14 protein-coding genes and 1 other RNA gene are annotated in these 18,544 nt (G+C 57.4%); 13 read left to right on the top strand and 2 right to left on the bottom strand.

The features are described from left to right. Positions 1-56: 56 nt before the first annotated feature. Entirely contained in the window at positions 57-1,007 is a 951-nt protein-coding gene (locus ACXAE6_RS15740) for a YbgA family protein (RefSeq protein ID WP_475150745.1), read from the bottom strand. A 57-nt stretch (positions 1,008-1,064) separates the two neighbouring features. Beyond that, entirely contained in the window at positions 1,065-2,702 is a 1,638-nt protein-coding gene (locus ACXAE6_RS15735; RefSeq protein WP_475150743.1) for a methyl-accepting chemotaxis protein, read from the bottom strand. 137 nt (positions 2,703-2,839) lie between these two features. Here ACXAE6_RS15735 and ffs point away from each other — a divergent pair. The 13 genes from ffs to ACXAE6_RS15670 all read left to right on the top strand — a co-directional run bounded on the left by ffs (position 2,840) and on the right by ACXAE6_RS15670 (position 18,519). Then, an RNA gene (ffs, locus tag ACXAE6_RS15730) (signal recognition particle sRNA small type) lies at positions 2,840-2,936 on the top strand. Between the two features lie 115 nt (positions 2,937-3,051). Then, positions 3,052-5,133, top strand: coding sequence for a DNA polymerase III subunit gamma/tau (gene dnaX / locus ACXAE6_RS15725; RefSeq protein ID WP_475150739.1), 2,082 nt, complete (start codon positions 3,052-3,054; stop codon positions 5,131-5,133). Between the two features lie 4 nt (positions 5,134-5,137). Beyond that, a complete protein-coding gene (locus ACXAE6_RS15720; protein WP_392800552.1) occupies positions 5,138-5,461 on the top strand; it encodes a YbaB/EbfC family nucleoid-associated protein in 324 nt (107 codons plus the stop codon). An 11-nt stretch (positions 5,462-5,472) separates the two neighbouring features. Beyond that, positions 5,473-6,084, top strand: a complete 612-nt coding sequence (recR, locus tag ACXAE6_RS15715) for a recombination mediator RecR (RefSeq protein ID WP_475150731.1) — start codon at positions 5,473-5,475, stop codon at positions 6,082-6,084. After that, positions 6,077-7,216, top strand: coding sequence for a ribonuclease D (rnd, locus tag ACXAE6_RS15710; protein ID WP_475150725.1), 1,140 nt, complete (start codon positions 6,077-6,079; stop codon positions 7,214-7,216). Before recR ends, rnd begins: the two co-directional genes overlap by 8 nt. Further along, positions 7,200-7,484: a YcgL domain-containing protein gene (locus ACXAE6_RS15705; RefSeq protein WP_475150722.1), complete on the top strand. Its 285-nt coding sequence runs from the start codon at positions 7,200-7,202 to the stop codon at positions 7,482-7,484. The genes rnd and ACXAE6_RS15705 overlap by 17 nt, the downstream gene beginning before the upstream one ends. Next, entirely contained in the window at positions 7,484-7,927 is a 444-nt protein-coding gene (locus tag ACXAE6_RS15700) for a YcgN family cysteine cluster protein (protein ID WP_475150719.1), read from the top strand. The genes ACXAE6_RS15705 and ACXAE6_RS15700 overlap by 1 nt, the downstream gene beginning before the upstream one ends. A gap of 23 nt (positions 7,928-7,950) precedes the next feature. Beyond that, entirely contained in the window at positions 7,951-8,328 is a 378-nt protein-coding gene (locus ACXAE6_RS15695; protein WP_475150714.1) for a hypothetical protein, read from the top strand. Between the two features lie 103 nt (positions 8,329-8,431). Then, entirely contained in the window at positions 8,432-9,097 is a 666-nt protein-coding gene (locus tag ACXAE6_RS15690) for a YEATS-associated helix-containing protein (protein ID WP_392800570.1), read from the top strand. A gap of 118 nt (positions 9,098-9,215) precedes the next feature. Then, entirely contained in the window at positions 9,216-11,693 is a 2,478-nt protein-coding gene (locus ACXAE6_RS15685; protein WP_475150708.1) for a VWA domain-containing protein, read from the top strand. Positions 11,694-11,882: 189 nt separating this feature from the next. Continuing rightward, positions 11,883-13,544: an AMP-binding protein gene (locus ACXAE6_RS15680; protein ID WP_475150703.1), complete on the top strand. Its 1,662-nt coding sequence runs from the start codon at positions 11,883-11,885 to the stop codon at positions 13,542-13,544. 125 nt (positions 13,545-13,669) lie between these two features. Further along, positions 13,670-17,572 (top strand): ATP-dependent RNA helicase HrpA, encoded by a 3,903-nt coding sequence (hrpA, locus tag ACXAE6_RS15675; protein ID WP_475150698.1) that lies wholly within the window; start codon positions 13,670-13,672, stop codon positions 17,570-17,572. Further along, a complete protein-coding gene (locus ACXAE6_RS15670) occupies positions 17,569-18,519 on the top strand; it encodes an alpha/beta fold hydrolase (RefSeq protein ID WP_475150695.1) in 951 nt (316 codons plus the stop codon). The genes hrpA and ACXAE6_RS15670 overlap by 4 nt, the downstream gene beginning before the upstream one ends. The last annotated feature ends 25 nt before the right edge of the window (positions 18,520-18,544 follow it).

Raw genomic sequence — 18,544 nt, 5'->3', positions numbered from 1 at the left:
GTGAATGATGCTGACCTCCTTATACGCATCGCGAGACGACTTTGGTTCACTGTTCGTTAAATCGGATTGCGCAGGCCGAGTGATTCCGGATAAGGGTCGAGTACGGTTTGTTGGCGCAGATAAGGAAAGTCGTCACCATGCAGAAACACATAATGTTTGATCATCGCAACCGGTACGATAAAGGGCACGATGGCCTGTTGGTATTGATCGATGCTGTGCCGCAGCGAGGCTTTTTCCTTATCGCTTAACTGTTGTTTGAAGTAGCCCATCAGGTGCTGCAAGACGTTGACGCGCTGGCCCCGGCTGGGCACTTTTTTCAAGGCGCTCATCAGCTCAGTTAAATAGCGATGACCGAGTTCAGCCAACTGATTGCGATCGCTTAAATCCGACAGTAATTGCCCCAGAGACTTATAGCGATTGTAGTCGTGCATCATCAGCAGATATTTTTGTCGGGCGTGAAAATTGATCAAACCTTTGGCCGATTGCCAGGGTTGTTCGGTACGCCATTGATGATAAACATAAAGCCGCTGCACAAAGTTTTCCGCAAGGCCAGGATCGCTTAAGCGGCCACTTTCCTCGACGGGTAACCAGGGGTAACGGTCCAGGATGACTTGGGTGTGAATGCCGACGGCGCTTTTTTCGGGAACCGGTTTTTCGGTGTAGAGCTTGACTCTTTCCATGCCGCACGACGGTGAGCCCTGCATGACGACATAGCCGTCGATGTCTTCTAGTTCCGGCAGGATGCCTTCGGCGTAACGCCGCAGGGCATCGGTGTGATCGACACTGGCATCGCTGCTGTTGACGGCGCGGGTGCCCGCATCGGTCTGGATCAGTCGAATGGTTTCGCGCGGTATGCCCAGGCCGATACCGACTTCGGGGCAGTAAGGACGAAAGTCAGCGAACTGACCGAGAGAATCGGTTAACCAGCGATGCAGTTTATGGCCGCCGTTAAAGCGCACCTCTTCACCCAGTAAACAGCTGCTGACGGCCAGGGTCAGTTTCGACATTTTTTATAACTCACCGTGCAATCAAAAAATAAATTACGCCGCCGTCGCCGTTGTGGATTACTGTCCGCCGCTGCGCAAGCGCGTCAGATGGCGATTGAAATCCGTTGCCAGCTGCGACAATTCTTCACTCAAGGCATGGGCGTCGCGGCTTTCGCCGGAGGTGTCTTCGGCCAGATTGCGAATCTGCATGATCAATTCGCTGAGTGAGCCGGCAACGCTGGTTTGCTCTTCGGCGGCCGTGGCGATCTGCTGGTTTTTCTCATTGATCTGAGTAATGGCCACCAGAATTTCGTCCAGATGAGTGCCGACCTCGACCACCTGGCTGGCGGTGGATTCGGTCTGGCCTCGCCCGGTTTCCATGGCGCGAACCGACTCTTCGGCACCGCCGCGAATGGATTCAAGAATATTTTGAATTTCGACGGTCGATTGCTGGGTTTTTTCTGCCAGTGAGCGCACTTCATCGGCGACGACGGCAAAGCCGCGTCCCTGTTCACCGGCCCTGGCCGCTTCAATGGCTGCGTTCAGCGCTAACAGGTTGGTTTGCTCGGCGATGCCTTTGATAACGGTCAGCACCGAGCCGACGTTTTCCGATTCCTGCGCCAGGCGGGTAATGGATTCGGCGGTCGATTCGGTATCGCTGACCAGCTTTTGCATGGTGTGTTGGGCACGCTGCATGGAGTCGCCGCCGCTGCGAGCCAGTTTTTCGGTGTGGTTGGTGGCTTCGGCGGTTTCCGACGCATTGCTGGCGACTTCGCGCGATGCCGCTTCCATTTGCTCGATGGCGGTAGCCACCTGATGACTGAGGTCGCTTTGTTCGGCGGTGGTTCGAGCGATGCCTCCGGACATGGTATCGAGCCTGCCGATGGCATTTTGCAAAGCGGTGGCGTTGCGTTCCAGGTCGGTAATCATCTCGTGCAGAAAGCTGCGCAGAAAATCGATAGTGCGGGCCAGATCACCCAATTCATCGCGCCGTTTCAGTTTGATGGGCTGATCGTATTGGCCGTGCTGAATGTGCTGCACACCAGCCTTTAGCTGGTGGATCGGCTTGATGATGGAGGAACGAACAAAAACCAGGATGGCGCCCAGGATGATCAGGCTGCAGGCCACGGCAAAACTCAACGAAATGGTTAAAGTGGTATCGGCATTCTGGCTGGCCTGAGCGGAGGCCGTGTTAGCGCGCTCGGCCAGTTGCAGGCCCAAGTCTTCCATCGCTGCCGAGGGCGCCCGGTCGATGCCGGAAACCGCTGCATCACCCACGGTATGATCAAAGCCGCTGCGGATAAAGGCTTGCCGACCTTCTTCGTAGGCAATGCCCATATTGCGGTGATCAATCAGAAACTGTTCGGCGATGGCACGCAGTTCCGGGTTATCGGACAGACCGTCGACCAATAGCTGAACTCTGCTCTGAACGTCTTGCTCCAGCGTCTGGAAGCTGCTCCAGTAGCGCTCCATGCGTTCCGGGTCCTGGCCGCGCAACAGCACATTTTTCCATTCCTGTACCTGACGCTTGAAATCCAGGTTGGCCAGATCGGCATCCTTCTCCAGGGTTTTCAGCTCGGTTAGAACGGTTTCCAGATTGTCCACCGAGCGCTGCATGGAGAAAATTCCGGCAAAGGCGATAACCGCCATGGCCAGAATGCTGACCAAAATCGCCAGCAGTAGTCGAAATTGCAAAGTGGGTTCGAGGCGCTTCATTAATCAATCTCTCTTGATAGGTTGGGAGCCAAATCAACGATTCATTCGGGTTGTCGTCTCTGCCGAGTATAGAAGCTCTGCAACGCTTGAGATTTTTATTTAGGCAGGCATAATGCCGCGCTCTGTTAGGGTGGCTCTGTCGGTCCCCCCGCAACGAGAAGTCGTGAATCCCGCCAGGCCCGGAAGGGAGCAACGGTAGCGGCTGTATCGGGTGCCGGGGTGTGGCTGATGGAGCCGCCACCCAGTCTTTCTAAGCCTCTGTTTTACTTCGTTTTTTCCTAACCATCTGGTAGCGCCAGCTCATCCCGGTTAGGATAGGCGTCCGTCGAATTCGCAACCCCGAGCCGTCATGTCCTATCAGGTACTGGCACGCAAGTGGCGCCCGGCCACCTTCGCTGACATGGTGGGCCAGGCCCACGTCCTTAAAGCCCTGGTCAACGCCCTGGACCAGCAGCGGCTGCATCATGCCTATCTGTTTACCGGTACCCGTGGTGTCGGTAAGACCACGCTGGCGCGTTTGCTGGCTAAAAGTCTGAACTGTGAGGAGGGCGTCAGTTCGCGCCCCTGTGGTGTTTGTTCGGCCTGTCGCGAGATTGCCGAGGGGCGTTTTGTCGATTTGCTGGAAATCGACGCCGCTTCGCGCACCCGGGTGGAAGACACTCGTGAGCTGCTCGACAACGTCCAGTACGCACCGACGCGTGGTCGCTACAAGATCTATCTGATCGACGAAGTGCATATGCTGTCGACGCACAGCTTCAATGCCTTGCTGAAAACGCTCGAAGAACCACCTCCGCACGTCAAATTCCTGCTCGCCACCACCGATCCGCAAAAACTGCCGGTAACGGTGCTGTCGCGGTGTTTGCAGTTCAACCTGAAGAGCATGACGCGTGAAGGCATCGTCGGTTATCTGCAGCATATTCTGGTGCAAGAGCAGGTGGCTTATGACGATCCTTCTTTGTGGCTCTTGGCTGAAGCAGCCGCAGGCAGTATGCGCGATGCGCTCAGCCTGACCGATCAGGCCATCGCCTTTGGCGAAGGCCAACTGCGTGAGACCGAAGTGGCTGCCATGCTCGGCACCGTCGATCTCAAGCGGGTGCTGAACCTGGTGCGCAGCCTGGTGGAGAAAGACGCTGCTGGCCTGATGTCTCAAGTCGCTGAGCTGGCTGAACATACCCCGGATTTCCGGGCGCTGATGAATGAGCTGTTATCGACCCTACACCGGGTGGCGATTGCCCAGGCCGCGCCCGATGCCTTGGATAATTCCAAAGGCGACCGCGATGCCCTGGCGGCTTTAGCCCAGGTGGCTCAACCGGAAGACGTCCATCTGTTCTATCAGTTGGGCACGGCCTCGGTAAAAGATCTGGCGCTGGCTCCGAGCGAACGCGCCGGCTTTGAAATGGCGTTGCTGCGTATGTTGGCGTTCAGTCCGAGTCCGGCGCGGTCGGTGTCGGACCTGCCGCCTTTGGCTGGGCAGACCATTGCCGATAGGCAACCCCAAACGCAATCAGAGCAAGCACCGTCTGAAGAGCCGACACCGCCGGCGCAAGCTGCGACGCCGGAAGATAGCTCTACTGCTGCCTCCAACTCGTTTGAATCGAGCGAAAAAAAAACTGAAACGGTTGAGTCTGAGAGCCTTAACTCTCAGCCAGTAAGCCCAGAAGAAGAACCCGCACCACTGGCAGCAGAGCCAGTTGAAGCCGTTACTGAACCCGTAACAGAGCCTGAGCCAGCGACGATGTCTGCAGCGGACATTGCGCCGGCAACCGTTACTGAGCCAGATTCAGCCAGCGATAGCGCCCAGCCTGAAGCAACACCGCCTTGGGAAGACGCTGACGTTCAGTCTGAGCCGGCGGCACCGACGCCCGAACCCGAGGCAGCAGTATCGGCGATTGAGCCAGAGAGTCATGCGCCTGAAGCCAGCTCTGAGCCAGCCTCGGTTCAGCCCTCATCGGTCCAAGCTGCTGCGACCCAGGCAACCTCCGATGAAGCCGTTAATCCGGCGCGCTGGCCGGAAGTGGATTTTCAGGCCGACCCGCGTCGCTGGTGGCAGGTGACTTTATATAAGTTGGGTTTAAGCGGTATGACCCGGACGCTCTTTGCCCATTCGCAATGGCAGGGCTACGCTCAGGGCCGCGCTCAACTGTTGATCGCCACCAACTATCGCAAGTTGATGAACGACACTCACTGTCAGCGTCTGCGTGAAGCACTGGCCGGCGTGTTGCCTGATTTTCAAGGCTTCGACTATGAGTTTGGTGCCGCTGAGCAAACGCCTCAGGCCTGGCTTGATCAATTGAACCGCGCCGCCTGGGAACAGGCGGTCACAGATTTGCAAGAGGATCGGTTTATTCAGTCGCTGGTCAGCGATTTTTCCGCCGAGCTGCGCACCGATACCGTCCAACCCCGTTTTAACCCTTTACCGACAGGAGCCTGAAACGATGAAAGGTGGCATGGGTAATCTGATGAAACAGGCCCAGAAGATGCAGGAAGATATGCAGCGCATGCAGGAGGAGGTCGCCAATGCACAGGTGACCGGTGAATCCGGTGCGGGTCTGGTTAAGGTGGTGATGAATGGTCGCCACGACGTTAAACAGGTCACGCTCGATGACTCTGTGATGCAGGAAGATAAAGAACTGCTGGAAGATCTGCTCGCCGCTGCGGTGAACGATGCGGTGCGCAAGGTTGAAGCCTACAGCCAGGAGAAAATGTCGTCGGTGACTGCCGGCATGCAACTGCCACCTGGCTTCAAAATGCCCTTCTAAGACGGCCGCAGATGAGTTACACCCCGCTGACCGAACAATTGATGGATGCGCTCCAGGTACTGCCTGGAGTCGGCACGCGTTCGGCACAACGCATGGCGTTGCAACTGCTGGAGCGTGATCGCGATGGCGCTGCTGTGCTGGCTCAGGCGTTGTCCGCGGCGCTTGACGGCGTCCGCCACTGTGAGCGTTGTCGTGCGCTCAGTGAACAGTCCCTGTGCGAAGTGTGCAGCGACACTGACCGCGATGCGACACTGCTGTGCGTGGTGGAAACGCCAGCCGATCGCGAAGCCATCGAGATGTCCGGCAGCTATCAGGGGCACTACTTTATTTTGCAGGGCCAGTTATCACCAATTGACGGCATCGGCCCGGAACAATTGGGTGTGCCCATGCTGGTATCGCGAGTCCGCGATGCGCAGGTGCGCGAGGTGGTTCTGGCCACCAATGCCAATATGGAAGGTGAAGCGACGGCGCACTATCTGATTGAGCAGTTGCGGCCACTGGGCGTGGAGATTTCCCGTCTGGCTCAGGGTGTACCGTCCGGACGCGAGCTGGGTCGGATCGATAGCAGCACCTTGTCTCATGCGCTCAGCGATCGGAGGAAGCTTGGCTTCGAGCATGACTGATAGACCGATCTGGATTTCCGGGGATTTGGCCCTGGCCGAGGCGTGCCAGCGTTGGTCGGCCGCCGAGGTACTGGCGCTGGATACCGAATTTGTGCGCACCGAAACCTACTTTGCGCGCCTGGGTTTGATTCAGGTGGCGCTCGATGGCCAGTGCAGTCTGATTGACCCGCTGACGATTACCGACTGGACGCCGCTGGTCGATATTCTGGAAAATCCCGCCATCATCAAGGTCTTCCATTCGTTATCGGAAGACGCCGAAGTTCTGTTGCACAGCACCGGCGCTAAAGTCGCTCCCGTCTTCGATACCCAGATTGCGGCGGCCCTGGCCAATTACGATCTGCAAATGGGCTTTGCGCGCCTGGTGGACGCTGTATTTGATGTGCAGTTGCCTAAAGAAGCCACGCGCAGCGATTGGCTGAAGCGTCCGCTGGACACTGTGCAGTGCGAATACGCAGCGGCCGACGTCTACTGGCTGGAAAAACTCTTCAATCAATTGGCGCCTGGATTGCGTGAACAGCATCGATTCGATTGGGTAATTGAAGACAGCAACCGCGCCGCCGCCGATAGCCTGCCTAGCGATCCTGCGCTCTATTACCTGCGTTTGCGCGGTGCCTGGAAACTGAAGGGTGAGCGTCTGATGGCGTTGCAGCAGCTGGCGCAATGGCGAGAGCTGCAGGCGCGCGAACAGGACGTCAATCGTTCACGTATTTTGTCGGATGCCGAGATCATTCAAATCGCCGACAGCATGCCGACCAGCCACAATGCGCTCGGTAACCTTAAAGGCATGCATCCGCGTAAAGTGCGGCTCTTTGGTCAGGCGGTGCTCGATATTCTGGAGCAGGCGAAAGCCACGCCTCGTGAACAGTGGCCAGAGCGTGTGCCGGGTCCGTTGCCGGTCGCGCAAGCGGACCTGATGCGTGATTTGAAAGAACGTCTGAGTCAGTTGGCAGAGCACTTAGCGGTGCCGGTCGAAGTGCTGGCACGTCGCAAACAGCTGGAAGCACTGGTGCGCAGCGGCTATCCGCAAGGTGCTTATCAGGCGCCGGCGCCCTTGCAGGGCTGGCGGCAACGACTGGTCGCCGAACCCCTGGTGCAGTATTTGGAGGAGCAGCGTGATGCAGCCAACGACTGAACGCGCTCTGGTGAGTATCTTTCGTTCGCCACGTCGGGCCGAAATGTATCTCTATCTGCCGCGCCCGGCACAGTTCGATGAATTACCCGAAGCGCTGCAGACACAATTTGGCGAACCCGAACACGTTATGGATCTGTTATTGACGCCCGAGCGGCGTCTGGCCCGGGTGGATGTGGTTCGGGTGCTCGACGCCATTACCGAAAAGGGCTTCTATCTGCAGATGCCGCCCTCGGCGGAAACCCTGGCCAACTGGCAGGGAGACAACTGATGGCGATGCAGCAACCTTTCTGGCGAACCAAAACGCTGGCGCAGATGAGCCGCAGCGAGTGGGAATCGCTGTGCGATGGTTGCGGCAAATGCTGTTTGCAGAAGTTGCAGGATGAAGACAGCGGCGAGGTCTACGCCACCCGTCTGGTCTGTCATTATATGACCCCGGACTGTCGCTGCAGCGTTTACGACAAACGCCAGCAACTGGTGCCGAATTGCGTCTGGCTGACGCCTGACGATGTTGACGACTTCTTTTGGTTGCCGTCGACCTGTGCTTATCGGCTGGTTGCTGAAGGGCAGGACCTGCCGGACTGGCATCCGCTGGTTGCCGGTGACGCCCAGCGCATTCATCAGACGCAGCAATCCATTGCCCACTGGGATCTGGTCGCCGATGACAGCGTGCCGGAACAGGATTGGGAAGAATACATCATTGATAACCTCTAAGAGGTGTCGGTAAAGGTGAACGGATGATCTACGAAGATCTGTACTGGACAGCAGCCACCATCTACGGTTTGGGTGTGGTCGGGTTCTGGGTGGTGATTTGGCGGTTCGGCCGGCTGCTGCCGTGGCGACCGCTGCGCTGGTGGCTGACCTGGCTCTATCTGTGTGTCGTGCTCACACCCTGGCAAGCGACTGAGCCAGAGCCTTATTATGCGCCGGCCATTATTGTGGGTGCTTTTGACTTTCTTGATGTCGGAGTCGGCGGTTCGCTGCAGGTGCTGATGCCAATGATTCAAGCCATACTGGTCGGCACGCTGGTGATTGTTTTGGTTGCTATCGGCTTACGCATGCGAGCGATGAAGGCCTACGAGAAAGAAGCCAGCGGCGATGGCGAAACCGGCTGAATTTTATTCCGGTACGCATTCTGCTATACCTTAGACCGTTTAGTTGTTACGAAAGAGGCGGATTACCGCCCGTTTTTCCCCTAGGGGCACTCAAGGAGTAGGCATGGCCAACCATATTTTCGTTCTAGTTGCCGTTATGCTCATGGCCGGCGTTTTTGGCGGACTGGTAAATTACTACATGCAGTCCCAATACGACCCGGACACCACCAGTCTGCCGCGCAGTCTGGTGGTGGGCATTGGCGCATCCTTCCTGGTACCGGTGATTCTGGCGCTGGTTAACAGCGACCTGATTACTGAAAGCAGCCAGGATTCCACCCGGTTTCTGATTTTCACCGGTTTCTGTTTGATTGCCGCTATCGCCAGTCGTTTTCTGGTCACCAGCGTGTCTGATCGGATTTTGTCGGAAGCGCGTCGAGCGCGTGAACAATCCGATCGGGTCATGCATGAACTGTATTTGGTACAGAACGAATTGCGTCCGTTGATCGAAACGGAAACCGAAGAAGATCTCAAAGTAGAGCCCGAACCGATCACACCGGAAGAAGAACCGGATGTCACCACCGCCAATGTCCTTAAGACGCTGGGCAATGGGCGCTATATTTTCCGGTCACTGGGTGGCCTGTGCAAAGAAGTGGATGTAGACGAACCGACTATGATCAAAACATTGGAGATCATGGTGGCGCGCAATCTGGCGGGTCGCATCACCGGTAAGCAGGGTGTTCGCTGGCACCTGACCGACGGCGGACGCCGTCTGTTGGCGCGGATGAGTTGATCCTGCCAACCGATATTTAGTGATTGGGGACAAGGAGGTCCTCGCTCCCGCCTCAAGGCCACGCAGTCTCGGCCGATCTATAGAAAACCGATTCCAAACGACTGAGTGTGCGAATTCCGTGCGACTGTTTTTCCGCCTGTTATCGACCTCGCTGGTCCTTGCCTGGACGAGCCTGGCCGCTGAAGAAACCACCCAGACACCGACAGACGTCCGTGTGCTGATCGATATTTCCGGATCCATGGTCCAGACCGATCCGCAGAACCAGCGAACCCCGGCCATTAACCTGCTGATTGATTCGCTGGCGGATGGCAGTGAGGCGGGCATCTGGACCTTCGGCCAATACGTCAATCTGTTGGTGGAACACGATACCGTTGATGATGAATGGCGTGAGCAGGCGCGCTCGGCTGTAGCGGCCCTCGAACCCATCGCCCAACGCACCAATCTTGGCGCGGTTATGGATCAGGCCAGTTACGACTTTGGTTATTCCAATTATCAGGCACCGACCGATGTGGTTTTGATCACCGACGGTCAGGTGGACATCGCTCCCAACGCTCAGGTCAACCAAGTTGAGCGTGATCGCATTCTTAATTCCGTGTTACCGCGTTACGCCAATGCCGGTGCTCGCATCCACAGCCTGGCGCTGACCGAGGCGGCCGATACGGGTTTGCTCGAACAAATGGCCAGCCAGTCCGGTGGCGTGTTTTCGCAGGTGAATTCTGCGGACGATATTCAGTCTTTTATCCTTGAGGTGTTGCAGGCTGTCGACACCGGCAACGAAATTCCGATCGACAACGCCGGCTTCGAAGTCGACTCCCAGATATCCGAAGTGACGGCTTTGGTGCTGCACGAGCGCGGTGAGATGGGTCTGGTCAGCCCCAGCGGGGAAACCACGACGGCATTGTCGCCGGCCTTGGGTCAGCAGTGGCGTGTCGGACCAGGTTACACTCTGGTAACCCAGCGTCAGCCGCAGACCGGTCGCTGGTCGATCACCGGCCAGATCAGTGAAGGTTCGCGCATATCTGTGGTCTCCGATATGAACCTGCGCTGGCGTCAGCCGGGTGGATCGGTGACCTTGATGGGGCAGCCTATCCATATGGAGCTGGAAGCGGTGGACCAAAAGGGTCAGCCGGTCCCAGACGAACTGACCCAGGTGATGGAACCGACGGTTACCGTCAACGATGAGGTTCGCAGCGGTGTGCGCTGGCGCAGTGGCATGCTCGCGGGCAACCTGCTCAACGTCTATGACGAAGGTCCTTTGACCGTCGCTGTGCGAGTTGACGGCGGTACTTTCCAACGCTTGTTGCGCCGGACTTTCCAGAATCGCCCGCCCTTTATGTCCGAAGTGCTGGTGGTCGATGGCGATTACCAGTGGCGGCTCTATCCGGCGCATTCGGAATTGCTGCCTGGCGATGAGGATTTACGCGCCCAGGTTACCAGTCCGCAAGGCTGGCAACGCGAGATTCCGTTTGCAATGCACAGCGGTGGTTACTACAGCATGACGCTGGACGGTGACGCCGAGCCCGGTGATTACCAACTGACGGTGCTCGGTGATATGCGTTTTGATGGTCGGGCGGTCAACGATCTGGGCGTTGATCCACTGACTCTGACATTGCCCATCGACCCGGCACAGCCGCGCGTCTGGGACCCTCAGGCGGCCGCTGCAGCAGCGGCTCAGGCACGTGCTGAGGCGGAAGCCCAGGCCATGGCAGCAGCAGAGCAGGCGGCGCAACAGGCCGACGCGGCGAGCGATGAACAGGCCATGGCCGGTGACATGGATGAATCGATGGCCGATGACATGGCAGCCGACGATGCTGAGATGGCGATGGATGCATCCGGCGATGAGGCGGAACTGGCGATTCCTTACGTCAAAGAGCCAATGCCGCGGTTTGCTGAAATCACTTCAGATATGACAGCGCCGGGGCAACAGCAGGGCAGTGCTCAAGCGTCGATAACCCGGCCGGAAACCGGCACCGCCATGGACCCGGATGACGCTCTTGTCGATGAAGAGGCCGAATGGGAAGGCAGCTCTGCTGCCGGTCCGGAACGCAATATTCCCTGGCTGCGCTATCTGCTGTATGCCGCTCCAGGTTTGTTGATATTGCTCGCCTTCTTTGCCTTCTTCAGGCGCCTGGAGCATCGCGGCAAATTGCGGGGCAATGACGACGAACTCAAAGAAGATCCGGCGCCGGATATCCGCAGTAACGATGTCGATGAGCTGGATCTGGCTGCTGGCTTTGGCGAGGACGATGTGCCTGAACTGGCTGACTGGGATGGCGAAGCGCCGCTGGTGAGCGATCAGGTCGATCCGGAGCTGGAGTTGGAACCCAGCGAGTTGGATCTGGGAGATCCGATGGATCTTGAAGAGCCGGAACCAGAACGTTCGCCGCAGGATTATCTGGGGGAGCTGGATGAAGGCAGGGCCGAGGATGCTGAAATGCCGAGAACCCAGGCCGGTGATGACGAAGATGATCTGTTTGATATCAGCAATATCGAAGAGGACATGTCTGAACTGGAAGGTCTGTCGCTGGACGATGACGATCCGTTTGCCGAAGAAGATGGCGATGACGACGAGGACGACGCCCAGGCCAACCGTTGATAGCTCCTTCCGCTGGCCCGCTCGGGCCAGCTTCCTGATCTGTGTCTCTGTGCGCTTTTGGCATTAAAGAGTTGAATTTGCCTTGCTAATCAGGGGACAATCGCCGCCCGATACGTTTAAACGAGCGTTTGAATCAGCGGTATTTTTGGTTCAACCAGCGTGCATACAACAAGAATGTCAGGAGTGCCCATGACTGAAGCTTATACACATAATGCTTATCCGGCCGGGATGCAGGCCAGCATCGACCCGGAGCTGTATGACAGTGTCCTGGACATGTTTGACGAAAAAACCCGGGAATTTGCCGACAAACCGGCTTATACCTGCATGGGCAAAACGCTGACCTACGCGGACCTTGATCGTCTCTCAGCGGCCTTCGCTGCCTACCTGCAAAACGAAACCGATTTACAGCCAGGCGACCGCATCGCCGTCCAGTTGCCCAATATTCTGCAATACCCCATCGCTGTCTTCGGTGCGTTGCGCGCCGGCCTGACCGTGGTTAATACCAATCCGCTCTATACCGATCGCGAGTTGGAGCATCAGATGAACGACTCGGGTGCCAAGGCGCTGGTGGTTTATGCCGGCATGGCGGCTCAGGCCATCCGCGTGCAGCCGAAAACCCCGCTAGAGAGGATTCTGGTCACGGAAATCGCCGATCTGCACCCGGGCTTCAAGCGCGTGCTGATCAACACTGTGGTCAAGCGTGTCAAAAAGATGATTCCGGCCTACGATGCCAGCCGTGTCGGCTCTTTCCGTCAGGCGCTGAAAAAGGGTGCTGGCCAGTCATTCAAGCGGACGGCAGCGGCGCACGAAGACACCATCATCCTGCAATACACCGGCGGCACCACGGGTGTTGCCAAAGGCGCCGAGCTGACCAACCGCAACCTCATCGCCAATATGTTGCAGTGCTACCAGTTCTTTAAACTGGCACTGAATGACGGTGAAGAAACCTTTATCGCACCTTTGCCGCTGTACCATATTTACGCTTTTACCGTGAACTGCATGACCATCATGCTGACCGGTAACCACAATATTCTGATCCCCAACCCGCGTGATATCCCCGGCTTTATTGGTGAGCTGAAGAAACATCGCTTTACCGGTTTTGCGGGTTTGAATACTTTGTTTGTCGCCTTGATGAACAATGACGAGTTTAAGAACGTCGATTGCAGCGCTCTTAAGCTGGTGATTTCCGGCGGCATGGCGTTGAACCGCTCGACCGCTGAGCGTTGGGAAGCCATGACCGGTTGCCCGGTGTCTGAAGGCTACGGTATGACCGAATCGTCTCCGGTGCTGTCGTTCAACCCGACCGGTTTTCAGCAGCTTGGTACCATCGGTATTCCGACACCGAGCACCGAAGTGCGTATCTGTGACGACGACGGCAAGCTGCAGGGCTTTAATGAACCTGGTGAATTGCAGGTGCGCGGCCCTCAGGTGATGAAAGGCTACTGGAACCGCCCGGACGATACCGCCAAGACGATCGATGCGGATGGCTGGCTGAAAACCGGCGATATCGCCGTACTTCAGGAAGACGGCTATATGAAGATCGTCGATCGCAAGAAAGACATGATTGTGGTCTCTGGTTTCAACGTCTATCCGAACGAAGTCGAGGACGTCTTGTCGGCGCATCCGAAAGTGGTGGAATGTGCGGCTGTCGGTGTTCCTCACGAAAAGACCGGCGAAGCGGTCAAAGTCTTTGTGGTCGCCCGCGAGCCGGTCGAAGAGCAGGAACTGATCGATTTCTGCCGTGAAAGCCTGACCGGTTATAAGGTCCCGCGTCTGTTTGAATTCCGCGATGAACTGCCGAAAACCAACGTCGGCAAAGTATTGCGCCGGGAGCTGCGCGATTCCGAGTGATTCGCAGCTGTGGCTCTGACAATCCCGGCCTGGTGCCGGGATTTTTGTTTGTACTGACGATAAGCGGGTTTTGATCCATCCGCAGCGCCCCTATAATCCACGCCTTTGAGCCGTAACCGGACTGCATGAGTCAAACCGTCACACCCACCACCATTTTGCAACAGTTGGATCGCTGCCTGGTGCGCGACCGTCACTATCTGCAAGGTCGTTGTGCCAAATGGCAGCAACAACTGCAGGCTGATCAACCTGTAGACAAGCTGGAGCGCGCCGTGACCGAGGTGTTTGAGCGCTCGCGCGCGGCTTTTGATCAGCGCGTGGCCAGTGTGCCTGACATCAAGTTGAACGAGGACTTGCCGGTCAGCGAGCGGGCGGATGATATTCGCAGCGCCATTGAGCAGCATCAGGTGGTGATCGTTGCCGGTGAAACAGGGTCGGGTAAAACCACTCAATTACCTAAGCTGTGCTTACAGGCCGGTCGTGGCCTGGCAGGACAGATTGGCCACAGTCAGCCGCGGCGGCTGGCAGCTCGGTCGGTCGCCGGCCGCATTGCCGAAGAATTGAATGTCAGCCTCGGTCAGGCGGTGGGGTATCAGGTGCGCTTCACCGATGCCACTGCTGACAATACGCTGATCAAGCTGATGACTGACGGTATCCTGCTCAATGAGGTTCAGCACGACCCTTACCTGAATCGTTACGACACCCTGATCATTGATGAAGCGCACGAGCGCAGTCTGAACATCGATTTCCTGCTGGGTTACCTGAAGCGCCTGTTACCTAAACGACCGGATCTGAAGCTGATCATTACCTCGGCCACCATCGATGTAGCGCGTTTTGCCGAACATTTTGATGGCGCGCCGGTCATTGAAGTCTCGGGTCGGACCTTCCCGGTGGATGTGCTGTATCGACCGATGAGTCCGGATGAAGACGATTACGCCGCCGATCTGCCCGGTGCCGTTCTTAATGCGATCGAGGAAATTGAGCGCTTGGAACGGGCCGGCGAGACCCACAGTCGCGGCGGTGATGTCTTGGTGTTTATGCCCGGCGAGCGCGAAATCCGTGAAACAGTACAGACGCTCAAGCGTGCCCAACTGCGCGATACCGAGTTGATGCCGCTCTATGCCCGGCTCAGTGCCAGCGAGCAGCAGCGCATTTTCAGCGACCACAGCGGCCGGCGCATTGTGCTCTCGACCAACGTGGCGGAAACCTCGCTGACGGTGCCGGGTATTCACTATGTGGTCGATTCGGGCCTGGTGCGCATCAGCCGTTATTCGACGCGCTCCAAGGTGCAGCGCTTGCCAATCGAGCCGGTGTCGCAAGCGTCCGCCAACCAGCGCGCTGGTCGTTGTGGTCGTATTGCACCAGGTATGTGTATCCGGCTTTATGACGAAGAGGATTTTCAGCAGCGACCGGAGTTTACCGACCCGGAAATTCTGCGCACCAATCTCGCTTCGGTGATATTGCAGATGCTGCAAATGCGTCTGGGGCTGGTGGAAGATTTCCCGTTTCTGGAAGCGCCGGACCAACGCCAGATTCGCGATGGCTACACCCTGCTCAGCGAATTGGCGGCGGTGAACGAGAAAGGCCGACTGACGCCGCTGGGTAAAGAACTGGCGCGCTTGCCGGTGGACCCGCGTCTGGGCCGGATGGTGATCGAAGCCAACCGTCAGAAAGCCCTGGCCGAAGTGCTGGTGATTGCCAGTGCGCTGTCGTTGCCCGATCCGCGTGAACGGCCACAGGAAAAACAGCAGGCTGCCGCCGAAAAACACGCTCAGGACAAAGATAAAGATTCCGATTTCGTGGCCTTCTGGAACCTCTGGCAGCGCTACGAAGAACAGCGCCAAGCACTCAGTCAGGGGCAGTTGCGCAAGTACTGCAAACAACAGTTTCTGAATTATCTGCGCATGCGCGAATGGCGCGATATTCATCGCCAGTTGACCTTGTTGTGTCGCGATTTGGGTTATAAAGCCAATGCTGAACCGGCCGGTTATGAGTCCATTCATAAGTCGCTGGCCGCTGGTTTGCTGAGCCAGATTGCGGCCTTTAAAGAAGATCGACAGTACACCGCAGCGCGCGGTCGCCAGTGCCGGATTCATCCCTCGAGCGCCTTGTCGCGGCGCGGCCCGAAATGGCTGGTGGCCGCCGAGCTGGTGGAAACCACTCAACTGTTCGCGCGCACCGTGGCGCGCATTGAGCCGCGCTGGCTGGAACCTCTGGCCGAGCATCTGGTGAAGCGTCAGTACAGCGATCCGCACTGGGAGAAAAAACGCGGTGAAGTGATCGCCAAGGAGACCTTGACGCTCTATGGGCTGCCCATTGTCAGTCAGCGCAGCGTGCATTTCGGTCGCATTGATCCGGCGCAGGCGAGGGCGATCTTTATCCGTTCGGCGTTGGTGGAAGGTGAATTTCAGACCAAAGCCAAATTCTTCCATAACAATCGAGCTCGTATGGGTGAGGTGGTGGCGTTGGAAGATAAGGCCCGACGCCGCGATATTCTGGTCGACGACGAAACCCTGGTCGCTTTCTACGACGAACGCATTCCGGCTGACGTCGTCAACAGCGCTGGTTTCCACGCCTGGCTGAAAAAGCATCCGGATGTGGATCTGGAACTGACACCCGACAAGTTGATGCAGCACCAGGCGGACCAGATCACCGAAGCGCAGTATCCCGATCATTTGCTGGTCGAGCGCATGAAACTGCCGCTCAGCTATCGCTTCGAACCGGGCCATGAGGCCGACGGTGTGACCTTGACGGTACCCGCCGGTGCTATGGCGCAATTGCCTGCGGCACGGCTCGATTGGCTGGTGCCAGGGTTGCGGCGAGAAAAAATCATTGCGCTGTTAAAAGCCCTGCCCAAAGCCTATCGACGTAACTTTGTGCCGGTTCCAGACTTTGCCGACGCCCTGCTGGAGAGCCTGGAAGTCAGCGACACGCCATTGCACAAAGCCATCGGCGAACGGCTGTTTCGGATGACGGGGATTCGAGTGCCGGAAAATGAGTGGCGACTCGATCAGTTAGAGCCGCATCTGAGGTTGCATTATCGCGTGGTCGATGAAGCCGGCAAGACGGTTGCTGAAGGGCGTGATTATCAGGCCTTGATCGAGCCGGCTAATGCCGGCTCGGCGCGCGATACGGCCAAGCCGAAAGCCAGCCAATCCCGTCAGCAGCAACCCAGCCATATGACCGATTGGGACCTAGGCGAATTAGCGGATGTGGAACACTCCATCCAGGCGGGCATTCAGGTTGAGGTTTATCCGGCTCTGGTCGATAAAGTAAATGCAGTAGCGGTAGAGCGTTTTACTCACCCGGATTGGGCCCGGCATCAGCATCGTCAGGGATTGTTGCGGCTGGCGAGTTTCCGCCTGGCGTCAACACTGGATTATCTGGGCAAGCATCTGCCGCAGTTCCAGCAAAGCGCCTTGCTGTTTGCGCCTTACGGTCAGGCAGAACGACTGAAAGCAGATATACTCTGGGCGGCTTTGGACGATGCCCTGAGCGATGATTTACCGCGCGACCGGGCTGCTTTCGAAACCTGGCTGGAAGGTGGGCGCGGTGATTTGGTTGAAGCGGGTGAGCGGCTGGCCAAGCTGGCTCACGAGGTTTTGCAGCGACATCATCAGGTGCGTAAACAACTGAAGGGTAAGGTGTCCTTTGCCACCGCCTTTATCTATTCCGATATAGCGGCGCAACTGGACCGACTGGTGTATCCGGGCTTTATCAGCCAGACCCCGGCGCAGTGGCGCACGGAATTGACCCGTTACCTGGACGCAGCGGACCGACGTCTGAATCGGTCGGGCGGTATAGCGGGAAATGAGAACCTGTTGGTAGAGGAGTTGGCGAGCTTCTGGCAACTTTACCAGGCCAAGGCAGATGCCTTGCAGCAACAGCAAATTCCGAGCGAAGCCCTTACTGAGTTCCGCTGGATGTTGGAAGAATATCGGGTTTCACTCTTTGCTCAGACCTTAGGCACCAGACACCCCGTCTCGGCCAAGCGTCTGAACAAGCAATGGCAGCAGGTGCTAGCAGCATGAAACAAAGCGTTCATGAAGAAAGGTTAAAAGTCCCCACGGTTGGCGGTGGGCATCTGTTTGTTCGGCAACTGGCGCCGGAGCAATCCACCGCTGTGGTGTTGATGGTGCACGGCCTGGGTAACCAGGGTGATGTGTTCTTGCAAGATGGCCATGGTCTGGCCAATTACCTCTCTGAAATGGGTTATACCTGTCTCGTTCCGGACATGATCGGCCAAGGGCAAAGTTGGCCGCATCGCAGCCGTCAGCTGAACCATGGCGCCGGTGTGATGATCCGCGAAGACTTGCCTCGCCTGGCCGCGGAGGCACGTCGCATTGCCAATGGCAAGCCCGTCTTTCTGATTGGCGAGGGCTTTGGTGGTGTCTTGCTGGCATCGGCCTACGCGCGTATTTCGGCGATGCGACCTCAGGTCGCTGGCATGGTGCACCTGGGGACGCGTCGCAGCACTCGTTTGGGCGGTGTGGCACATGGCGGCTGGGATGCCTTTGTCTGGCAGCGACTGCTGCCGTTATTAGGTCGTTTAAAAGGTGAAGTGCCGCTGCATTGGTTCCGCAAGTCGATGAATGCCGAATCGCTGCAGTTATTTCACGATGCCAAAGCCTGGAATGACGGCGATTGGCACGGTCCGGGCTCTGACAGCTTTGATTACGCTGCTGCCGCCACACAGCTGGATTGGCCGGCCAGTTTGTATTTAGCCCGTCGCCAAGGCGGCTATGGCGATCATCTGGCCGATGTGCGTGAGTTTATGCGCGAGCTGGGGACTCACAACGGTCGTCTGCTGGTGCTCGGTAAGCGCGATGGTAATCTGCGTAATTACGGACCGCTGTCGATGTTGCAGCATGATGATGCCTGGGTGGATCACTTCCCGGTGATTCTGGACTGGCTCAATGAGCGCCTGCGGCAGATCGATTCAGACGACAAGCCGGCACGTCATTTGGCATCTGTTTAAGCTCAGCCTTCCAGGCTCTTGCCGA

This window comes from Saccharospirillum sp. ABV4_185 (assembly GCF_056159245.1).
Note: the sequence above shows the minus strand (reverse complement) of the source record. Positions and strands in the feature narration are given on the sequence as shown.

Coding starts and splice junctions, on each gene's coding strand:
- ACXAE6_RS15740 (WP_475150745.1), bottom strand. CDS start 1,007: ATGTCGAAACTGACCCTGGCCGTCAGCAGCTGTTTACTGGGTGAAGAG.
- ACXAE6_RS15735 (WP_475150743.1), bottom strand. CDS start 2,702: ATGAAGCGCCTCGAACCCACTTTGCAATTTCGACTACTGCTGGCGATT.
- dnaX (WP_475150739.1), top strand. CDS start 3,052: ATGTCCTATCAGGTACTGGCACGCAAGTGGCGCCCGGCCACCTTCGCT.
- ACXAE6_RS15720 (WP_392800552.1), top strand. CDS start 5,138: ATGAAAGGTGGCATGGGTAATCTGATGAAACAGGCCCAGAAGATGCAG.
- recR (WP_475150731.1), top strand. CDS start 5,473: ATGAGTTACACCCCGCTGACCGAACAATTGATGGATGCGCTCCAGGTA.
- rnd (WP_475150725.1), top strand. CDS start 6,077: ATGACTGATAGACCGATCTGGATTTCCGGGGATTTGGCCCTGGCCGAG.
- ACXAE6_RS15705 (WP_475150722.1), top strand. CDS start 7,200: ATGCAGCCAACGACTGAACGCGCTCTGGTGAGTATCTTTCGTTCGCCA.
- ACXAE6_RS15700 (WP_475150719.1), top strand. CDS start 7,484: ATGGCGATGCAGCAACCTTTCTGGCGAACCAAAACGCTGGCGCAGATG.
- ACXAE6_RS15695 (WP_475150714.1), top strand. CDS start 7,951: ATGATCTACGAAGATCTGTACTGGACAGCAGCCACCATCTACGGTTTG.
- ACXAE6_RS15690 (WP_392800570.1), top strand. CDS start 8,432: ATGGCCAACCATATTTTCGTTCTAGTTGCCGTTATGCTCATGGCCGGC.
- ACXAE6_RS15680 (WP_475150703.1), top strand. CDS start 11,883: ATGACTGAAGCTTATACACATAATGCTTATCCGGCCGGGATGCAGGCC.
- hrpA (WP_475150698.1), top strand. CDS start 13,670: ATGAGTCAAACCGTCACACCCACCACCATTTTGCAACAGTTGGATCGC.
- ACXAE6_RS15670 (WP_475150695.1), top strand. CDS start 17,569: ATGAAACAAAGCGTTCATGAAGAAAGGTTAAAAGTCCCCACGGTTGGC.